The organism is Candidatus Symbiopectobacterium sp. NZEC135 (assembly GCF_025962695.1).
Window position 1 is genome coordinate 1 of record NZ_JAGFPF010000057.1, and the last position, 20,084, is coordinate 20,084.

Sequence of the window (20,084 nt, forward strand, 5' to 3'; positions counted from 1 at the left end):
AATTCCTACTAAGGTCGCCCGATGACGCCAGAATCCGTAATGGCTTTAGGCTATGAAGCAATGAAGGTCGCACTGGCGCTCGCAGCTCCGCCTCTACTATCAGCGCTGTTCAGCGGCTTGATTATCAGTCTGTTACAGGCTGCAACCCAGATCAACGAAATGACGCTCTCCTTCATCCCGAAAATTCTGACGGTGTTTTTCACACTGGTGATTGCGGGACCCTGGATGCTTAGCTTGATGCTGGATTACATGCGCACCTTGTTCGGCCAACTGCCGACAATCATTGGCTAGCCATGCTGACGCTTGATAGCACACAGTGGGAACTTTGGGTCAATCAGTTCCTGTTGCCTCTGGTACGTATCATGGCGTTAATTACTACCTGCCCGGTATTTAATGAACGCGCGGTACCAGCACGGGTAAAAATCTACCTGGCACTCGTTATTACCCTGCTGGTCGCCCCCTATTTGCCGACCACTACCACACCGCTATTTTCTGTCGGTGGCGTGTGGGTCATTATTCAGCAGTTACTTATCGGTGCTGCACTTGGCGTTACCATGCAGTTGGCCTTCGCTGCCGTCAGATTATCGGGTGAACTCATCGGTATGCAAATGGGGTTGGCCTTTGCCACCTTTTTTGACCCCACTGGTGGGCCGAATATGCAGGTACTGGCACGCTTTCTCAATATCCTGGCGATGTTGCTGTTTATGGCATTTAACGGCCATTTGTGGATGATATCCCTGATTGCCGACAGCTTTTATACTCTGCCAATCAGCACGGTCCCCCTCAGCGGTGATGGTTTTCTGGGGCTGGCGCGGGCAGGCAGCATGATTTTCATCAATGGCATGATGCTGGCCCTGCCGTTGATTACGTTGCTGCTGACGCTAAACATCGCTCTCGGCTTGTTAAACCGCGTTGCCCCTCAGCTCACCGTATTTGTCATTGGTTTTCCACTGACATTGACTGCGGGTATCATGACGTTCGGTATGCTGATTTTCCTACTAGCCCCCTTCACCGAGCACTTATTCAGTGAAATCTTCAATGTTCTTGCCGACGTAATAACAAAACTGTCGCGGGCCCCCTGATAGACAATGCTTTCAGGCTTTGCCAACGCAGTGACTTCAATTGCGCAGATTGCGCATTCAGGCAGATAAGGGAATAAAAACAAAAAACGGCACGCCATTTAAAAAATGACATGCCCAAAGAACACGCCCGGTTTAAGCGTATTCAAATCTGTGCCGCATCACTGTTTTTACCTGTTGATTTGGAACAGTGACATTCCCTGCATATTTTGATAGGTGGTGTAGGCCGCCTGCAAAGAGGCTTGCTGCATGATGTAGGACGAAATAGCAGGTACCCAGTCCGTATCCACTAACGCACTCTTGGCCTGCGTGTTAGCCAGCTTGCGATCGGCACCAATGGCATCAAGCTGATCGAGCTCTTGCGACTGGATACCAACCCCTGACTCGACGGAGGAGACGTTGTTCAGTGAATTGCGTAACCCCCGGTTTGCCGTAGCTAATGCAACCTGAAGCGCCTCTTGTGCAGCGGTATCACCTTCCGCAATAGGCGTTTTCAAGGCATTAATGGCGATATCCAGAGTGGCAAACAGATCTTTCTGCACTGATCCATTGGGTTCTTTTACCGCATCACCTGTCGCATTATTGAATACGTCCGGCCCGATACTACTCACCGTCATGGTACGGTTCGAATCGACCTGCTGAGAAATCGGCGTATAACCACCGACATAACTCACGACTTTAGTGGTTGGATCCTGTACGTAGGGCGCTGTTGTTGTCTGGTAACCGGCAAAAATGTAGTTGCCGTTGCCATCCGTGGTATTAGCGATGTTCAGCAACTGCGCTTTGAGACCTTCCAGTGCTTGAGCCTGAGTTGTGCGATCGTCATTACTTTTTATGCCGCCCGAACTGATCACTTCAGTAGACGCCGTGGTAACCGCGTTAACAATACTGCCCAATACTGACAATTCTAGAGACATGTTCTGGCGAGAAAACGTTCTGGCCAGCGTGAACTGGTCCGTTTCTGCCTGCGCCTGACCGATCATGATTGCCTGAGACGCAGCGATAGGATCGTCTGAAGGGGTGGTGACCTTGGTGCCCGTGGCCAATTGCTCGCCCGCTTTTTGCCAAAGGGACTGACCATTCAGAATACCGTTCACATTCTGCTGGTATATCATGCTGGTACTTAAACGCATGGTATAAATTCCTCTTTCTTCGATCGCCAATTAGCTGCGCATGGAGAGCAGCGCATCAAAAAGTGCCTGTGCGGTTTGAACCACTTGCGCATTCGCCATGTAATACTGCTGGTAACGCATCAAATCGCCGTATTCTTCGTCAAGGTTTACGCCGGATACAGACTGCTGCTCGGCCGTTAACTGTTTCACCACATTCAACTGTGACGTATTATTGATTTTCAGCGTGCTGGTCTGATTACCGATATCCCCGACGATGCTCGCATACGCCCCCGAGAAGGTGGCATTACCACCAACGACTTTCAGATTCTGCAAAGCTAACAGCGCCTTGGCATTGGTATTATCGCTCGGTCCGCCTGATTCACCGGGCACTTGATTGCCATTTTCGTCGAGCTTGGTCGATGCTGCCGCCACTTTATTCGGGTCGGAGATAGCGACCTTCATACCAATAATCACGTCGCTGACCGGTTTGAGCAAATAGGTGTCGCCAGCTGTCAAGGGGCTGCTTCCTGCTGTGACGGTAACTTCAAGACCATCAAAGGTGAGTTTCCCGGTAACAGGATCCGGTGTCAGACCCGTCACTGTGGTATTGGTTGCTGTGCGAGTCACATCCCACGATGTCCCGTTAAAGCGCACCGAGTAATCCGTAGCCTGCACAGCGGAAGTATCTTTATAAGAAACGCTCAAGACCGCCTTGCCGGTATTTCTGCTGTTCTCGTAAGCGACAGGGTCACCAAAATCAAAGAAATTCTCGCCAGGTTTACCCTCATAATCATACCCGGCTTTATGTTGGGTATTAAACGCATCCGAGAAGGCCAGCGCCAATTGGTTGACCTGGTTACGTGTAGTATCGAGGGTATCGTTTCTAAAAGAGATTAACCCGCCGAGTTTACCGCCGGAGATGGAACTGTCACGCAGCTCGCTGACGCCCACGGTAGGATCGTCATAGCCTATTGCAACACGCTGCGGATCACTGCTGGAAGCAACCGTGACCAAATCAAAGCTGCGCGTGCCCTGAACCAGGTTCATACCATTTTTCAGCGAGACGTGGTAAATCGAGCCATCTTGCACCGTGACATCCACGCCCACCAGTTTATTAAGATCATTCACCAACTGATCGCGCTGATCCAGCAGATCATTGGGCTGAGCCCCCTGATTAGCACCCTGCAAACGCGTAATCTCTTTGTTGAGATTAGCAATCTGACTGGAGTAGGTATTTACCTGGCCGAGCACACTTTTAATTTCGCTGTTAATGCTGGAATCCATGTCGCGCAGGTATTTATCGGTAACCTTAAACTGGTTCACTAACCCTTGCGCTTTACCGATCATGGTTTGACGCGCAGAAGAGTCACCTGCGTTATTGGCAACGTTTTGCAGGTTGGTAAAAAACTCCTGCAAGGAAGACGAGAGATTGGTGGTACTGCTTGCCAGCAGGTTATCGATTTTGGAGATCTGCTCGTAGCTGGTGGTCACCGAACTGCTGGTGCTTTGCGCGGCACGCAGTTGGTTGGCAATAAAATCGTTGTAATCACGATTGATTGAAACCAAATTCACACCGTTACCAACATAGGCATTACCGTTCTTCGTGCCCGAGGCTTGTTCAAGCAGCACGGTCTGGCGGCTATATCCAGTCACCGCTTGGTTACTGATATTGTTACTGACCGCGCTTAATGCTGCTTGCGCTGCCTTCAGCCCACTCATCGCAGTATTTACTAAATTGGCCATCTAAACGTCCTTTCCACGGGCATGAATCCCCTACAAATAAAATCTGTACAGAAAGTGATTGACTCCACTTTCATCGCTAATACCAGTTATCGGCAAGACAGGGAAAATCTTCAGAAAAAAATCAAAACAGTTGGCTTAAATCATGGGTATACGCTTTGACCGCTTTTTCGCTGGTATTCTTCATCTGCTGGATCATGTTGATCAGTTTTTGCGCATACTGCGGATCGGTCGCATAGCCCGCGCGCTGCAACGCGTGCGCAGCTTGCTCAGCCGTTCCCGCTGCCGCAACGTTGCTGTAACGCGGGTTTTTAGTCAACAAGTTGACGTAATCACCCAGCGCATCCATATAGGAGTCATACACTCGGAAGCTTGCCTTGACCTTCTTGGCCACGCCATCTTCATACTCGGTCGTGGTGATCTCGGTGACAGGACCATCCCAGTTACTGCCGGCTTTAATACCAAACAGGTTGTGGCTTGGGCGACCATCGGCGGTCGGGATTTCGCGCTGCCCCCAACCGGATTCCAGCGCCGCCTGTGCCATAATCAGATGATGAGGGATACCACTTTGCTGGCTGGCAATTTGTGCTGGTACGGCAAGTTGTGAAACAAAATTACTGCTCGACAGAGGCAATGCCGACCCCATGGAAGGCAGTTTGGGCACGGCTTTGCGCACCATTTGCTCCACTTCGGCTGTCGGCATGGTTCTGAGCAGGGCACCGTCAAAACGTAACGGAACAGCAGGAGCATTGTCCTCTGCTGCTTGCTCAGAGGGCACCACCCCATTTTGCGTCGCCGTCAGTTGCCTGACCATCACATCCGCCAAGCCGAGCCCTTTACCGGAAGCGATTTGCTGCCCTACCTGCTGGTCATACATTGAGGTATAAAGCCGCGTTTGGTCGTTATTCAGCAACCCATCTTCCATCGACGCCGAACGCATGCTCTTCATCATCAACTGGACAAAAATGCCTTCCATCTGGCGCGCAACCGCTCGAATCCCCTCTTTACTCTGCGGATCGCTGGAAACTTCTCGCTTGAGCGAATTCAATGACTGCGCGTCATACGCAGCATTATTGAGCGACTGAATATCGGCCATATTAGATGATTTCCAGTTTAGCGCGCAGGCAACCCGCACTCTGCATCGCTTGTAGAATTGACATCAGTTCCATCGGCGTTGCGCCCAAGGAGTTCAGTGCGCGCACCACATTGTTCAGGTTGGCACTGGCATTAACCCGTTGCAATGCACCACCACCCTGCTGGAGCGATATCTCGGTTTGCGGCGTCACCACCGTTTGACCACCGGCCAATGGCGTGTCCGGTTGACTGACCACATTTTGCTGGTTGATAGTGACAGAGAGATTACCTTGTGCAATGGCACAGCTTTGCAGGGTCACTTCGCGGTTCATCACCACCGATCCGGTGCGAGAGTTAACGATAACTTTGGCATCCTGAACGCCGATATTGACATCGAGATTTTGGACATCAGCGAGGAAACGCACCTGGGAGCTGTTACCGCGGGGCGCAATGACTTGAATGGTACGTGAATCCACAGGTGTCGCACTGCCACCCAATCCTGAGCGGTTAATAGCATCACTAACGCGCTGAGCCATGGAGAAGTCATCCTGCTTCAGTTGCAGCATGATCAAATTAGAGGCACCAAAGGTGGAAGGCAGTTCACGCTCTATCACCGCACCGTTGGTAATACGCCCCCCTGCCAACTGGTTAACCTGTACGCTGCTGCCACCGGCGGCAGCGCCTGCACCGCCGACCAGAACGTTACCCTGCGCCAATGCATAAACCTGATTGTCCACCCCTTTGAGTGGGGTCATCAATAAGGTCCCGCCGCGCAAACTTTTGGCATTACCCATCGAAGAAACCACCACGTCGATGGCCTGTCCAGCACGACCAAAAGCAGGCAGTTTCGCCGTGACCATGACTGCCGCCACGTTTTTCAACTGCATATTGGTCCCGGCCGGTACGGTGATACCCAATTGTGACAGCATGTTAGTCAGGGTTTGAGTAGTAAACGGGGTTTGCATCGTCTGGTCTCCCGACCCATCGAGCCCAACCACCAAACCATAACCAATCAACGAGTTTTCCCGTACGCCTTGTATATCAACAAGGTCACGGATCCTGTCGGCCTGCGAGGGCGCAGGCAAGAAAGCCACTAAGGCTAACATCAGGCTAAAAAACGACGCGATCCGCATTCTGTACCTCTTTACTTAGCTTAGAACGGAGAAACGTTGAGGAAGAAGCGCTGCAACCAACCCATATTTTGCGCTTCATTGATGTAACCGTTGCCCACATATTCAATACGCGCATCCGCCACCTGCGTGGAAGGCACTGAGTTAGTACCGCTGATGGTTCTCGGGTTCACGATACCGGAAAAACGGATAAATTCAGTGCCTTGATTGATAGCAATCTGCTTTTCACCCACTACCTGCAAGTTACCGTTGGCCAGCACCTGCCCTACGGTCACCGTAATCGTACCGCTGAAGGTGTTATTGGCATTGGCACCGCCCTTACCGGCGAAGTCATTTTTACCCTCGGCGGCCAGATCGGCGCGATTATTACCCAGCGGCCCTTCAAGGTAGCGCGGCACTGTGGTTACGCCAAACGAGGAGGAACCGTCACGACTGGCAGAAGCGGAAGAGCTTTTACTGGCGCTGACGTTTTCCTGCAAAACGATGGTCAAAATATCACCAACATTGCGTGGGCGCCGATCTTCAAACATCGGCTGGTAGCCATAATTCATCGGCTGCACCGCCTGGAAAATTGAGCCATTGGGCGCGGCTGCCGTTGGTGGCGCAGGCTGGGCAGAGGTGGGGCCGGTAACCACTTTATCATGAGGAATATAGGCGCAACCGCTTAGCGTCAACATCACGACCAACGCCAGCGAACGCGGCTGGCACAACGGTTTGATCACCGGCTTTTGCATCATCATCACTACGGATATCGCCTTAAAGGTTGCCCATTTAATCATGCTCAACGGGGCAATGACAGGGATAAAGCGGGTAACCGAAGCATCGCCGTTTTATCCATATCACCGCCCCGTCAATCACCCGGTTTTATAACTGGGTCAGTTTTTGCAACATCTGATCGGAAGAGGAGATCGCCTTACTGTTGATCTCATACGCACGCTGCGTCTGGATCATTGAGACCAATTCTTCCGCCACGTTAACGTTAGAGGTTTCCACATATTTTTGCATCAACAGCCCTGCACCGTTCAGCCCAGGGTTGGTTTCATTGGGCGCCCCGGAACTGGTGGTTTCCAGATAAAGGTTTTCACCAATGCTTTCCAACCCACTGTCATTGATGAAGGTTGCCAGCGTCAGTTGACCAATCTGGTTCAGTGCCGTCTGTCCCTGCAATTTCACGCTGACGATACCGTCACGACCGATTGAAAGCTCGGTGGCATTAGCAGGAATAGTAATGGCTGGCTGTACCAGATAGCCACTTGAGGTCACCAGTTGCCCGTTTCCGTCAAATTGGAACGCGCCATCACGGGTATACGCGGTAGTCCCATCAGGCATCTGTACCTGAAAGAAACCTTGCCCACGAATCGCCACGTCTTTGGAATTACCGGTTTCAGAAATGCCACCCTGCGTGTGAATACGCTCAGTTGAAACAGGGCGTACACCCGTACCCAATTGCAACCCAGAAGGTAAGGTCGTTTGTTCAGAAGACTGCGCACCCGGTTGACGAATGGTTTGATACAGCAGATCCTCAAACACGGCACGTTGACGTTTAAAGCCATTGGTGCTGACGTTCGCCAGGTTGTTGGAGATAACATCCATATTGGTTTGCTGTGCGTTCAAACCGGTCTTTGCAATCCATAATGAACGGATCATAAAACAACTCCTTCACGCAATGGGCGTGTTAGCTGATTGCCAATAGCTGATTGGCGCTCTGAGCATTAGTGTCGGCACTGCTAATCACTTTCATCTGCATATCAAAGCGACGTGAGTTAGCAATCATATCCACCAGGGTACCAACCGAATCGACATTGCTGCCTTCGAGTACACCAGGCATAACGCGCACGGTGGGATCGTTCTGCAATACATTGCCGCGCTGCTGCTGAGCCGCTGGCGTCAAACGAAAAAGGCCATCGTCAGAACGGGTGACTTCTTGTCCCGTCGCTTTTACCAGCTTCAGGCGGCCCAACTGCGCAATGGTATTGGGTGCATCACCCGCATTCAGAGAAGAGATAGTGCCATCGGCAGAGATACTGATTTGCGCATTGGGGGGAATCTCGATCGGACCACCATCGCCCATTACAAGGCGTCCCTGGATAGTCAACTGCCCATCGGCATTGAGTTCCATATTACCGTTACGGGTATAGGCTTCACCGTTAGCGGTTTGCACGGCCAACCAACTCTCTTTAGGCAGAGCAACGTCCATGGAACGACCGGTGTAATCCATGACACCTTCCGACATATCCGCGCCCGGTGTAGAAGCAACAACCAGCGTCCGAGTGTGATTCGTCGGCCCATTAATGGGGACGGCACGCAGCGCCGCCAACTGAGACTTAAAACCCGGTGTTGATGCATTAGCCAAGTTGTTGGCAGTAATCGCCTGCTTTTCAAGTGACTGACTGGCACCACCCATCGCGGTATAAATAACGTGATCCATGGAGTCTCTCCGCTAAACGATTAACGCATACTGACAAGCGTTTGCAGGATGGAGTCCTGCGTTTTAATGGTTTGCGCGTTAGACTGGTAGAAGCGTTGGGCAACAATCATATCCACCAACTCTTTACTCATATCCACGTTGGAGCCTTCTGTCATATTGCCCAGCAACGTCCCCATGCTCCCCACGCCCGCCTGGCCGACAACCGGTTGACCGGATTTGTCTGTACTGGACCAAGCGTTATCGCCCTCAATGGACAGGCCTTCTGGGTTGGAGAAACTGGCCAATGCTATCTGACCTAAGGATTGCGTTTTGTCGTTGGAATATTTACCGGTAATCACACCGCCATCGCTGACGCTATAGCCAACCAGGCTGCCCGGGCCGTAACCGTTCTGCACAGGTGCTTTGTTGCTGTTGCCGCCAAAGTTTTGTTGCACGCTGCCTGCAAAATCAAGCGTAAATGACGATGCCAGCGATCCATCCAGTGATGGCAATGGAATGGTACTGGTCCCAGTAACGACGGTCGCAACCGGTGGGGTGCCGAGCATTTGCGTCTGCGTCTGTGCTTTCAACGCACCGCTTTCGGTGAATTCCAGTTCAAGTTTGGTGAATGCCGATCCGGTAACAGAGCCATCCTGCACGTTTACGTTCCACTTGTTATTGCCGGTCTTCTCGAAATACAACCCAATGTTATGGGGGTTACCCAAGGTATCGTAAACGGTAATGGAACCTTTGTAGTTTGCCGTTTCCTTGTTAGCCGGATCAAAGGTCTTAACCGCATCGGAGGAGTTCAAGTTGGCAACAATGGAGGCGATAGTGGTCTGCTGGGCAGCCATTGGCGTTTCAGGGATCGTCAACGGCACCGGGTCCGCCCCTTGCTGAATGGCCGGCGGTGTGCCAGCAACCGGATAGCCCGTCAGCAACATACCTTGCATATTGACGATATTGCGAGTCGCACCATCCAGTGTGAACTGGCCGTTGCGGCTAAAGTAAACTGAGCCGCTGCTGTCCTGTAAACGAAAGAAGCCATTTCCGCTGATTGCCACATCCAGCGCACGCGTACTCGAGTTCAGCGAACCGTCGCCGAAATCCTGTAGCGTGGAAGCCACTTTTGTCCCTAAGCCCGTACCACCCGCAAATAAATCGGCAAATGCGATGGTACCCGTTTTAAAACCAACAGTCGCTGAGTTGGCGATGTTGTTGCCAATAACGTCCAGTTGCTTCGATGCGGCATTCAAGCCGCTGACCGCTTGGTAAAAACTCATGGTGCTCTCCGGGGAAATCGGTTAATTCATGTTTCAGAAACGGTTTCAAGGTAAGCCGGGTTCTGTGCGTAACGCTGTCATTGAGTTACAAAATCTGCCGCACGTCGTCCAACGTCGCTTTGCCTTGTAGCCCCAGATCCAACTGGGCACCAGAGTCATTGCGAACCACCCCATTAACCAGGGCATAACGTAATGGCTGTACAGTTTGTTGCGCGCCACTGGTGCTGGCGGCAACGGTAAAGGTGTAAGAACCGTCAGGTGCCGCTGTACCGTCGGTCAGCTTGCCATTCCATCCCCAAGAGTGCACACCCGCTGTCTGTGCGCCAAGCTCTTGAGTGCTCACCACCTTACCGGTGCTGTCACTGATGGTGACCGTAACGTTATCTGCTGCACTTTCCAGCTCAAGGCCAAACGGGGTACTGGTTTCTTTGCCCACCAGAATCTCGTTACCCGGCACCATCACACCATGACCAATTAAGGTGGTTGCCTGAATGGACTGGTTATTGTTGATCTGCCCGGAAATAGACCCCAAAGTAGTGTTCAACTTCTCAATGCCGCTGACCGTGTTCAACTGCGCCAACTGACTTACCAGTTGGTTGTTGTCCATGGGGTTGGTGGGATCCTGGTTTTTTAACTGGGCAACCAGCAGCGTCAAAAATTGATTCTGCAGATCGGCACTGGTGTTTGCCGTTACCGATGTTGACGAACCGCTGGTACTGCTCGTTTTGCTGGCGGAAGTAGTATCATTAACCGTGACCGACATTTGCACGTATCTCCCGATTATTGCCCAAGGGTCAATGTTTTCAGCATCATCGTCTTGGTGGTATTAAGCACCTCAACGTTGGCCTGATAACTGCGCGATGCAGAGATGGTGTTGACCATCTCCGCAACCGGATCCACGTTTGGCATACGCACATAACCTTGCCCATCAGCCAACGGATTACCGGGTTCATAAACCAGACGAGCGGGTGAAGTGTCTTCAATAACATTCGCCACCCTCACGCCACCGGTCGCCTGTCCTGCGGGGGCTGCCACCTCGAACACCACCTGTTTGGCGCGATAGGGCTGCCCATCAGGACCGGTCACGCTGTCTGCGTTTGCCAGGTTACTGGCACTGACGTTCAAACGCTGAGATTGCGCTGAGAGCGCGGAACCGGAAATATCAAAAATGCTTAGCAGTGACATAACGCCTTAGCCTCCTCTTCCATCGCGCTCATTAGGAACCTGATTGCAGCACTGACATCATGCCTTTGATCTGACCGCCTAATACGGTGAGACTGGTTTGATATTTCAGGCTGTTGTCGGCAAAATTGGTACGTTCGCGATCCATATCCACCGTGTTGCCATCCAGTGCAGGTTGATCAGGAACGCGATACAACATATCCAGCTCTGGTGGCTGGAAATTCTGTGCCGGAATATGGCGAGCGGAGGTGGTTTTCAACGCAATGCCTGTGCCGTTCACTCTGCCTTGATCCATCACTTTGTTGAGTTGGCTGGCAAAATCGATATCTCGCGCCTGATAACCCGGCGTGTCAGCATTGGCGATATTCGCCGCCAGGATTTCCTGTCGTTGGGCACGCAGATTCAACGCTTCTTGTTGAAACCGGAATGAGGCGTCAAGTTTGTCAAGCATGCTCCCTCCGCAAATGAGAATTTGGAGCAGCTAGGATAATTCCGATGTTGATAACGTCATCGCGAGAATAAGCGTAAAATGCAACGCTATTTGTTGCCTTAACGCCCCCTTAAGACCGTTACACTAAGCAAGGCCGTGATTATCAAGAGGTGACGTCAGTGAAAACCCGGTTTTACTCTATTTTTTTTGCACTGCTCGCCAGCCTGATAGGGGGGATAAACGTTACCGCTGCTGCGGATTTGCAGACGCAACTCGAGCGGTTTTTTCACGCCCGTTTCCCGGACAAGCAAACCAGCCTTACCGTCGTTGTCAAAACACCGCAGGAGCAATGGCCGCAGTGTGAAGCCCCGCTGCTGGCGTTATCGAACAATACGCGCGTGTGGGGCAATGTCAGTGTCTCCGTTCGCTGCGGTGAGCAGCGGCGTTTCATTCAGACGGAAGTGCAAGTCACCGGGAATTATCTGGTTAGTGCCCGCCCTTTGCGGCGCGGTGTTACCCTGACCGCGGCAGACCTGCGCCAAACTACGGGACGGTTGGATCTCCTACCGCCGCGCGCACTATTGCTCCCCAAAGATGCCATGGGTGCGGTATTATTACGCGACCTCCCGCCTGGCCAACCGCTCACCAGTGCGATGCTACGGCGAGCGTGGGTGGTCAAATCCGGCCAAACGGTGCAGGTGCTGGCACAAGGCGTGGGTTTTAGCATCAATAGTGAAGGGAAAGCGATGGGCAATGCTGCTGCCGGACAGTCGGTGCGCATACGTATGGCATCAGGGCAAATCGTTAATGGCGTTGCCGGTGAAGACGGTGTTATTTACATTGCGCAATAATAAATTAAAGTATTTGCCGTTGTTGCCGATGATACTAACAGAGTAAATTTTGCGTCGCCCCTTCCCTTCGTGTGACGTTTGTGTAAACCTGAGTGGAATCAGGTTATTATTTAACCTTTTGACACCTCATTTTAGAGGGTAAGATTATGAGCATTGAACGTACCCAGCCGCTGAAGCCCGTTAGTCAAGTACAGTCTCGCGATGCCAGTGAAGCGACGAAGCAAAAACGTGTACAGACGCCTGTGCAGGGCGAAGTGACCGGGACCCAGGTTAAGCTGAGTGACGCCCAAGCGCGTTTGATGCAACCCGGCACGCAAGATATCGATATGAATCGCGTGGAAACGCTGAAGCAGGCCATCCGTGATGGTTCTTTGCAGATTGATGCGGGTAAAATCGCAGATGCACTGATCAAAGATACTCAAGACTTCTTAGCGAATAATTGATACTTATGGAAAAATTGCAAGCAACCCTCGATGCGGTTCTGGAGAATCTGAGCCAATTGAGCGGTATTTTATCTGAAGAGCAAACTCTGCTCTGCGCGGGTCATATCAATAGTGTAGCGCTACAGAAAGTCACTGATATCAAAAGTGCCACGTTAGCGACAGTGCAATACCTTGATAAGAATCGGCAAGAGATTGAAGTGCGCTTGCAACTCCAGGCTCCCTATGAAACCGATACTGTATTGTTTGAGCGTTGGCAAGCAATTCAGACACTCACCGCACGTTTGCATGATATGAATAAACACAACGGTATGTTGTTAAACCAACACATTAGTTATACCAATGAAGCCATTGCCATACTGAAACCGCGCCACGGTCAGAGCCTGTATGGGCCTGATGGACAATCAGCGGGATTGGTGATTGGCGGCAGAAAAATCAATCTCTAGCACCATATCTTGCACCCAACCTGTCACTCATAATTAACCGCTATCTCGACTTGTCGTATATCTATTGGGCGATAAACCCGACCTTTTCCTTCCAGAAAATAGGTAAAGCGAAATTCGCTGGTGGCCGGTAATCCCCTGAAGGCTTGGGTCTCTCCACTACCACCGTCAATGTCGGCACAGCGCTGTACGGTGCACAATTTAACGCGCAAGCCAGGATCATATATCCCATCAACCGCATAACGCCAATAAACCACAGTGATCGAATTCTGCGGGCTGACCCCCTGAATTGGAGTCGGTGCCAGGGGCGCGGAGTTAAACAGTTGGCCGCGGTAAGTCAACGTTACCCCGGACTTACTGGCGTTCCAGCCCCCTTGCGCCGCAAAGACTGCCAAAGGCGCAAACAGTAGTGCCAACACTGAAAAGCATTTGAGGTTCACTGAGCCTCCCCAATCATTGCCGTCATTCTTATCTGACGGCTGTCGCTAATTTCAAGATTGGAGAGCACCGCCATCTGCGGCAAACTGCGATGCAAGAAGCGCGCTAACAGACCACGCAACGCATGGTTGACGAGCAGCACTGGCGGAGCCCCCAGCATTTCCTGACGACTGAGTGCCTGCTTGGCCTGCACCAGCAGTCGATCGGCCAGCCCCGGTTCCAGACCGCCGCCGCCTTGCAGCGCTTGCAATAAGATACGTTCCAGCGAACTATCCAAACCAATCACCTGCAACTCGCCCTCACCCGGGAACCATTGTTGGGTGATGGCTCGGCCCAAGGCTACCCGCACCACGGTGGTGAGTTCATAAGGATCCGGTTGAACTGGCGCATGTTCTGCCAGCGTTTCAATGATGGTGCGCATATCGCGAATAGACACTTTCTCTTTCAGCAGATTTTGCAACACCTTGTGCAGCGTGGTCAGCGTAACCACGCTGGGGATCAAATCTTCAGTCAGTTTCGGCATCTCCTGCGAGACGCGATCCATCAGTTGCTGCGCTTCCTGACGGCCAAACAATTCGCTCGCATAGAGGCCAATCAGGTGATTAAGGTGCGTGACCACCACGGTACTCGCCTCCACTACCGTATAACCTTGCGTTTGTGCCTGTTCTTTCAAGACACCTTCAATCCAAACGGCCGGTAGGCCAAAGGCCGGATCTTGTGTCTTATCGCCTGGTAACTCGCCAAACGCATTTCCCGGGTTAATCGCCATCCAGCGGCCGGGATAAGCTTCACCGTGCCCCACTTCAACGCCCTTCATCAGGATGCGATAGCTTGCAGGTGGCAATTCCATGTTGTCCCGTATGTGCACCACGGGCGGCAAGAATCCCATCTCTTGCGCGAATTTTTTACGGATACTACGAATTCGCCCCAACAACTCGCCATCTTGCTGGTGATCGACCATCGGAATCAGCCGATAGCCAACCTCCATGCCCAGCGGATCTTCTAATTGTACATCAGACCAGGTGGCTTCAATGACTTTAGGTTTCTCATGCTGTTGCGGTTCGACACCCGCGGCAGGTGCCGTATTTTCGCGTTGCTTCATCCACCAGGCCAGCCCCAGCAACGCGGCAGTGAACAGCAGGAATACAAAGTTGGGCATGCCTGGCACCATGCCGATGAGCCCCAGTACCGCCGCACTCAGAACCATTACCCGCGGATTGTTAAATAACTGGGTGACCATCTGCTGACCAACATCCTGGTCAGTGCTGACGCGGGTCACGATCACCCCCGCCGCCGTGGAGATAACCAACGCCGGTATCTGGGCAACCAAACCATCACCGATGGTCAGCAGCGTATAGCTTTCTGCCGCTTGCCCCATCGCCATATTGTGTTGTACCACCCCAACCAGCAACCCGCCGACAATGTTGATCACCATGATGATCAAACCGGCGACGGCATCCCCGCGCACAAACTTACTGGCACCGTCCATTGAGCCGTAGAAATCGGCTTCCTGAGTCACTTCTGCGCGGCGTTTTTTCGCTTCATCTTCGCCGATCAAACCAGCGTTCAAATCCGCATCAATGGCCATCTGTTTGCCTGGCATTCCATCCAGTACGAAGCGGGCACCGACTTCAGCAATACGCCCAGCACCCTTGGTGATAACCATAAAGTTAATCAATACCAGGATGATGAACACCACGATACCGATGGCAAAGTTGCCTCCCACCAAGAAGTGACCGAAAGCCTCCACCACGCGCCCAGCCGCCGCCGTGCCAGTGTGACCTTCCAGCAAAATGATACGCGTCGAAGCGACGTTCAAGGACAGGCGCAGCAAGGTAGAGAACAGCAAAATGGTAGGGAAGGCAGCAAAATCCAGCGTGCGCTGGGTAAACATCGCCACCAACAGCACCATGATAGACAGCGCTATATTGAAGGTAAACAGCAAATCCAGAATGAAGGGCGGCAACGGCAGCACCATCATGGAAAGGATCAGCAGGATGAGAACCGGGCCAGCCAATATTTGCCACTGAGTATTTTTAAAGGATGTCGGTAATCGCAGTAAAGAGGCCAAATCAGGCATCGGTATTCATCTCTTCATGTGGTACAAAATCGAGCGCCGTCGGGACAGGAAGGTTTTTAGGTTTACGCGGGATGAGTCCCCCCTCACGCCGCCAGCGTCTTAGCTGGTAAACCCATGCCAATACTTCCGCCACGGCAGCATACAGTGTTGCCGGAATATGTTCGCCTATTTCCGCATGGCGGAACAGTGCACGCGCCAACGGCGGTGCCTCCAAAACGGGGATACGGTGCTCAGCGCCAAGCTCGCGGATGCGCAAAGCAATTTCGCCAGCACCTTTCGCCAACACCTTGGGTGCATTCATTTTTTTATCATCATATTGCAGGGCAACCGAATAGTGGGTCGGGTTGGTAACGATCACATCCGCTTTTGGCACATCAGCCATCATACGCCGCTGGGCCAACGCACGCTGCTGTTGCCGTATCCGCCCTTTCACATGTGGATCGCCTTCACTCTGCTTATGCTCATCGCGGATATCCTGTTTACTCATCCGCAATTTTTTAAAATGGCTCCACAGCTGCCAGAAAACGTCAAATGCCACCATGGGAATCAATCCCAGGATGACAAAGAAAGCGCATATTGCCACCAGCTCCAACGCATCACCGAGCGCAGCAATCGGCGGTTCAGACACCAAATGCAGCATCGCAGCCCAATTGTGCATTAAGAACCAAGCGGCAATGCTCCCCACCAATACGGATTTAAGGATGGCTTTAAACAGTTCGGCCAACACCTGTGAGGAAAATATACGCTTCAGGCCACTGATCGGGCTCAGCTTGGTCAGGTCGAATTTGATAGAACTGGGGCTGAACAGCACGCCACCTAATAGCATCGGAGACGCAATCGCTACCAACACTGCACCAACCATCAGAGGCATTAAGGCTGAAACGCCCTGCATCAGCAGCGATCCCAAATGTTGTAATAGCAGCTTGTCGTCCCGGAGCAAGCCAGGATCGAAATGAAGCCCCTGAGCCACCATGGCAGAAAGTTTTCGCGCCATGGCACTGCCACCCAGCCACAACAGCGCCAACCCGGAAATGAGCATTAACATCGAGGTCAGTTCGCGCGAACGCGGAATCTGCCCCTCCTCTCTCGCCTTCTCTTGTCGGTGGGGTGTGGGGGCCTCTGTTTTTTCAAGGTCGCTATCTTCAGCCACAGCCGTGTTCCGATCGCATACTGTCAGGTTGAGGAGTAACGCTTAGCATGACAAATGTCCGCAATCCTTATGGCTTGAACAACGAAGCAAACCTATAGCTTATTCAGGGATAGGGTAACACCAATAGAAACACCGTGACTGATCCACAAATCAATCACGGTGCCAGAGACGCGATAGTCAGTGGGAGGCTTTATATTGCCGCACTCCCTCTGACTGCATTAGAAGCCCAAGCTGTCAAGCAAGTCATCAACCTGATCCTGATTGGATACCACGCCTGCGGCGGTTTTATCCATCTGAGGACCATTGAGCAAGCTGTCATTTGGCCGTTTCTTCTCAGCCGATTGCTCTGGCATGTTTTCCAACAACACCATCAGCAATTGTTTTTCGATTTCCTGAATCACCGTCATCATGCGTTTGATAACCTGACCGGTCAGATCCTGGAAGTCTTGCGCCATCATGATTTCCATCAGTTGCGCATTGGTAAAAGAGGTGTGCTGCGGTACGTCATTCAAATAACTGCGCGTATCCGTGACCAGTTCTTTTGCTTGCGCCAGTTCAATCGGATTTTCGAACCATTGATCCCAACGCACTTTTAGCGCCTTGGCTTCTGTTTCCAGTTGGTTCTGGACGGGTTGTGCGGCTTCAACGCTGCTTAAAGCACGTTCTGCCGCCTGTGCCGTCATTTGCACAACATAGTCGAGGCGATCGCGCGCATCGGGAATCGCTTCCGCGGCCTCCGCAATGGCCTGATCCAAACCCAGTTCACGCAAGCTGTCACGCAGCATGCGCGTCAATTGGCCAATACGGGAAATGATCTCCGTTGCAGAAGCAGTATCATTCACCGGTGGCATAGGATGTGACGTCATACGATCCCCTTACATGCCTAATTTTTCGAAAATCTTATTCAGTTTTTCTTCCAAGGTCGCAGCGGTGAACGGCTTAACCACATAGCCGCTAGCGCCCGCCTGAGCGGCAGCAATGATGTTCTCTTTTTTCGCTTCCGCCGTGACCATCAGGACAGGCAGACTCGACAGAGAACCATCAGCACGGATCGTTTGCAGCAGCTCCAGACCATCCATATTGGGCATATTCCAGTCGGAAATCACAAAGTCAAAACCGCCTGCGCGCAATTTGTTCAACGCGTCAGCACCATCCTCTGCTTCTTCCACATTATTAAAGCCCAGTTCCTTCAGTAGGTTACGAACAATGCGGCGCATCGTCGAAAAGTCGTCCACTACCAAAAATCTGAGTTCTTTATCGGCCATACCTACTCCTAATTTTTATTGCTCCCTGGGAGCTGCTGTTGCTATATACGTAATGCCTGTCCGGCAGAAATTTGTGCCAACATACGCTGGCTCACCTGGCTTAAATCTACCACTTCATCGACGCCCCCCATCGCAATGGCTTCGCGTGGCATACCAAACACCACACAGCTTGCCTCATTTTGCGCCAGAGTGTAAGCGCCAGCCTGATGCATTGCCAGCATCCCGGCTGCGCCGTCGTTTCCCATCCCCGTGAGGATAACCCCCACAGCATTTCGTCCGGCATACTGTGCGACCGAACGAAATAATACGTCTACAGACGGACGGTGCCGGTTTACCGGCGGTCCGTCATTCAACCTGACCTGATAGTTGGCACCACTTTTCACCAACTCCAGATGGCGCGCGCCGGGTGCGATATACGCGTGCCCTGGCAAAACACGCTCACCATCTTCTGCTTCTTTTACCGTAATCTGACACAGTTTATTCAGACGCTCAGCAAAAGATTTGGTGAAACCTGGTGGCATATGCTGGGTTATCAGTAATGCCGGACTGGTTGCTGGCAGCGGTTGCAGCACCTGGCGAATAGCTTCGGTACCGCCCGTCGATGCGCCGATGGCGATCAGTTTTTCACTGCTGAGTATCGGCGTATGCTGAATAATTTTGGTCGGTTCGCTGGACGTACTGCGCTGCGGCAAGCGTGCTTTGGCCGCCATGCGAATTTTCTCAGCGATCATCTCGCTGTAGGCTAACATGCCTTCGCGGATCCCCAACTGCGGCTTGGTAACAAAATCCAGCGCCCCCAATTCCAACGCGCGTAACGTCACCTCGGACCCTTTTCCTGTCAGCGAAGAAACCATCACCACAGGCATCGGCCGCAAGCGCATCAGTTTTTCCAGAAAGTCCAATCCGTCCATGCGCGGCATTTCCACATCCAGCGTCAACACCTGCGGATTAAACTTTTTGATCAGATCGCGGGCAACCAGCGGATCGGGTGCGGTGGCAACCACTTCCATATCTGGATGGCTATTAATAATTTCCGTCATGATCTGACGCATAAGCGCTGAATCATCTACACAAAGTACTTTAATCTTGCTCATTATCTTTCCTTAGCCAGCCCATAGACCGTCTGCCCGCGCAAGTAGAACTCCCGACTGATCTGGCTGAAGTTTTCTGAATGGCCGGCAAATAATAACCCACCCGGCTTAAGCATAGGAACAAAGCGACGCAAAATACGCTCCTGCGTCTCTTTATCAAAGTAAATCATTATATTACGGCAGAAGATAGCATCAAAAGGAGCAGGAACATCCCAGGTTGGTGCCAACAGATTCAACTGTTGGAAATGCACCATCGCGGCGAGTTCCGGCCTTACGCGTACCAAACCGCTGTGAGGCCCGGTCCCGCGTAAAAAGAATTTTTGTAACTGTTGAGGAGAAAGCGTGCGCAGTTCCTCCTGACGATAAATCCCCGCCGTGGCTTTTTCCAATACCTGAGTATCAATATCGCTGGCCCAGACCTGGCAACCACTCACGCGATTGCCCAGTACCTCCGCCAACGTGATCGCCAATGAATAAGGCTCTTCACCGGTGGATGCTGCCGTGCTCCACACGGTGTAGCCATTCGGCCTTGACCGAGCATGCTCAGCAAGGATGGGAAAATGGTGCGCTTCACGAAAAAACGCCGTCAGGTTTGTTGTCAGTGCGTTAACAAACGCCTGCCATTCCGGGCTATTGACGTCCGCTTCCAGCAGCGCCAGATATTGCCCAAAATCATTAAGTCCCAGAGTACGCAACCGCCTCACCAAGCGGTTGTAAACCATTTCCCGTTTGTGATCGGCCAGCACAATGCCAGCACGTTGGTAAATCAACTGACTGATACGCCGAAAATGGGTATCCGACAACGGCAGTCTATCGACCATCTGTGTCAGGATAGACGCAGATTCAAGGCGATTTGGCGATGGGTTATTTTTCATATCAAACCGCTCAA

The 20,084-nt window shown here is 52.1% G+C and carries 23 protein-coding genes; 5 read left to right on the top strand and 18 right to left on the bottom strand.

From position 1 onward, the window contains the following. Nucleotides 1–21: 21 nt before the first annotated feature. The gene (fliQ, locus tag J5224_RS19625; protein ID WP_195312453.1) at nt 22–291 is read left to right on the top strand and encodes a flagellar biosynthesis protein FliQ; all 270 of its coding nucleotides are present in this window, start codon (nt 22–24) and stop codon (nt 289–291) included. 2 nt (nt 292–293) lie between these two features. Then, nucleotides 294–1,082: a flagellar biosynthetic protein FliR gene (gene fliR / locus J5224_RS19630; RefSeq protein ID WP_264626952.1), complete on the top strand. Its 789-nt coding sequence runs from the start codon at nt 294–296 to the stop codon at nt 1,080–1,082. Between the two features lie 167 nt (nt 1,083–1,249). Here fliR and flgL read toward each other — a convergent pair whose 3' ends face one another. From flgL to flgB, 11 genes are all read right to left on the bottom strand, one after another. Continuing rightward, the gene (gene flgL / locus J5224_RS19635; protein WP_264626953.1) at nt 1,250–2,212 is read right to left on the bottom strand and encodes a flagellar hook-associated protein FlgL; all 963 of its coding nucleotides are present in this window, start codon (nt 2,210–2,212) and stop codon (nt 1,250–1,252) included. A gap of 30 nt (nt 2,213–2,242) precedes the next feature. After that, entirely contained in the window at nt 2,243–3,934 is a 1,692-nt protein-coding gene (gene flgK, locus J5224_RS19640; protein WP_264626954.1) for a flagellar hook-associated protein FlgK, read from the bottom strand. 121 nt (nt 3,935–4,055) lie between these two features. Then, nucleotides 4,056–5,027, bottom strand: coding sequence for a flagellar assembly peptidoglycan hydrolase FlgJ (flgJ, locus tag J5224_RS19645; RefSeq protein ID WP_264626955.1), 972 nt, complete (start codon nt 5,025–5,027; stop codon nt 4,056–4,058). 1 nt (nt 5,028) lies between these two features. Beyond that, nucleotides 5,029–6,138 carry a flagellar basal body P-ring protein FlgI gene (locus tag J5224_RS19650; protein ID WP_264626956.1) on the bottom strand — a complete coding sequence of 370 codons (1,110 nt, stop codon included), beginning with the start codon at nt 6,136–6,138 and terminating at the stop codon, nt 5,029–5,031. Nucleotides 6,139–6,158: 20 nt separating this feature from the next. Continuing rightward, nucleotides 6,159–6,872 carry a flagellar basal body L-ring protein FlgH gene (gene flgH, locus J5224_RS19655; RefSeq protein WP_264626975.1) on the bottom strand — a complete coding sequence of 238 codons (714 nt, stop codon included), beginning with the start codon at nt 6,870–6,872 and terminating at the stop codon, nt 6,159–6,161. A gap of 127 nt (nt 6,873–6,999) precedes the next feature. Further along, nucleotides 7,000–7,782: a flagellar basal-body rod protein FlgG gene (gene flgG / locus J5224_RS19660; protein ID WP_264626957.1), complete on the bottom strand. Its 783-nt coding sequence runs from the start codon at nt 7,780–7,782 to the stop codon at nt 7,000–7,002. Between the two features lie 28 nt (nt 7,783–7,810). Next, entirely contained in the window at nt 7,811–8,563 is a 753-nt protein-coding gene (locus tag J5224_RS19665; protein WP_264626958.1) for a flagellar basal body rod protein FlgF, read from the bottom strand. 20 nt (nt 8,564–8,583) lie between these two features. Then, nucleotides 8,584–9,825, bottom strand: coding sequence for a flagellar hook protein FlgE (gene flgE, locus J5224_RS19670; protein ID WP_264626959.1), 1,242 nt, complete (start codon nt 9,823–9,825; stop codon nt 8,584–8,586). A gap of 85 nt (nt 9,826–9,910) precedes the next feature. Beyond that, entirely contained in the window at nt 9,911–10,588 is a 678-nt protein-coding gene (gene flgD, locus J5224_RS19675; RefSeq protein ID WP_264626960.1) for a flagellar hook assembly protein FlgD, read from the bottom strand. 17 nt (nt 10,589–10,605) lie between these two features. Continuing rightward, the gene (flgC, locus tag J5224_RS19680; RefSeq protein WP_264626961.1) at nt 10,606–11,010 is read right to left on the bottom strand and encodes a flagellar basal body rod protein FlgC; all 405 of its coding nucleotides are present in this window, start codon (nt 11,008–11,010) and stop codon (nt 10,606–10,608) included. A 31-nt stretch (nt 11,011–11,041) separates the two neighbouring features. After that, a complete protein-coding gene (gene flgB, locus J5224_RS19685) occupies nt 11,042–11,458 on the bottom strand; it encodes a flagellar basal body rod protein FlgB (RefSeq protein WP_264626962.1) in 417 nt (138 codons plus the stop codon). Between the two features lie 158 nt (nt 11,459–11,616). Between flgB and flgA the strand changes: the two genes are divergently transcribed. From flgA to J5224_RS19700, 3 genes are all read left to right on the top strand, one after another. Continuing rightward, entirely contained in the window at nt 11,617–12,288 is a 672-nt protein-coding gene (flgA, locus tag J5224_RS19690) for a flagellar basal body P-ring formation chaperone FlgA (RefSeq protein WP_413544704.1), read from the top strand. A gap of 146 nt (nt 12,289–12,434) precedes the next feature. Then, nucleotides 12,435–12,731: a flagellar biosynthesis anti-sigma factor FlgM gene (gene flgM, locus J5224_RS19695; RefSeq protein WP_264626963.1), complete on the top strand. Its 297-nt coding sequence runs from the start codon at nt 12,435–12,437 to the stop codon at nt 12,729–12,731. A gap of 5 nt (nt 12,732–12,736) precedes the next feature. After that, nucleotides 12,737–13,174, top strand: a complete 438-nt coding sequence (locus tag J5224_RS19700; protein ID WP_264626964.1) for a flagella synthesis protein FlgN — start codon at nt 12,737–12,739, stop codon at nt 13,172–13,174. Between the two features lie 23 nt (nt 13,175–13,197). Here J5224_RS19700 and J5224_RS19705 read toward each other — a convergent pair whose 3' ends face one another. From J5224_RS19705 to cheR, 7 genes are all read right to left on the bottom strand, one after another. After that, nucleotides 13,198–13,611 carry a flagellar protein FlhE gene (locus tag J5224_RS19705; RefSeq protein ID WP_264626965.1) on the bottom strand — a complete coding sequence of 138 codons (414 nt, stop codon included), beginning with the start codon at nt 13,609–13,611 and terminating at the stop codon, nt 13,198–13,200. Beyond that, the gene (gene flhA / locus J5224_RS19710) at nt 13,608–15,689 is read right to left on the bottom strand and encodes a flagellar biosynthesis protein FlhA (RefSeq protein WP_264626966.1); all 2,082 of its coding nucleotides are present in this window, start codon (nt 15,687–15,689) and stop codon (nt 13,608–13,610) included. The genes J5224_RS19705 and flhA overlap by 4 nt, the downstream gene beginning before the upstream one ends. Then, nucleotides 15,682–16,839, bottom strand: coding sequence for a flagellar biosynthesis protein FlhB (gene flhB, locus J5224_RS19715; protein ID WP_264626967.1), 1,158 nt, complete (start codon nt 16,837–16,839; stop codon nt 15,682–15,684). Before flhB ends, flhA begins: the two co-directional genes overlap by 8 nt. Before the next feature lie 218 nt (nt 16,840–17,057). After that, complete coding sequence (gene cheZ, locus J5224_RS19720) at nt 17,058–17,705, bottom strand: protein phosphatase CheZ (protein ID WP_264626968.1); 648 nt, start codon at nt 17,703–17,705, stop codon at nt 17,058–17,060. A 9-nt stretch (nt 17,706–17,714) separates the two neighbouring features. Further along, on the bottom strand, nt 17,715–18,104 hold the full coding sequence (gene cheY, locus J5224_RS19725; RefSeq protein ID WP_195312472.1) for a chemotaxis response regulator CheY: 390 nt from the start codon (nt 18,102–18,104) through the stop codon (nt 17,715–17,717). 41 nt (nt 18,105–18,145) lie between these two features. After that, complete coding sequence (locus J5224_RS19730) at nt 18,146–19,198, bottom strand: protein-glutamate methylesterase/protein-glutamine glutaminase (RefSeq protein WP_264626969.1); 1,053 nt, start codon at nt 19,196–19,198, stop codon at nt 18,146–18,148. Beyond that, on the bottom strand, nt 19,198–20,070 hold the full coding sequence (gene cheR / locus J5224_RS19735; protein ID WP_264626970.1) for a protein-glutamate O-methyltransferase CheR: 873 nt from the start codon (nt 20,068–20,070) through the stop codon (nt 19,198–19,200). Before cheR ends, J5224_RS19730 begins: the two co-directional genes overlap by 1 nt. Nucleotides 20,071–20,084: the final 14 nt, after the last annotated feature.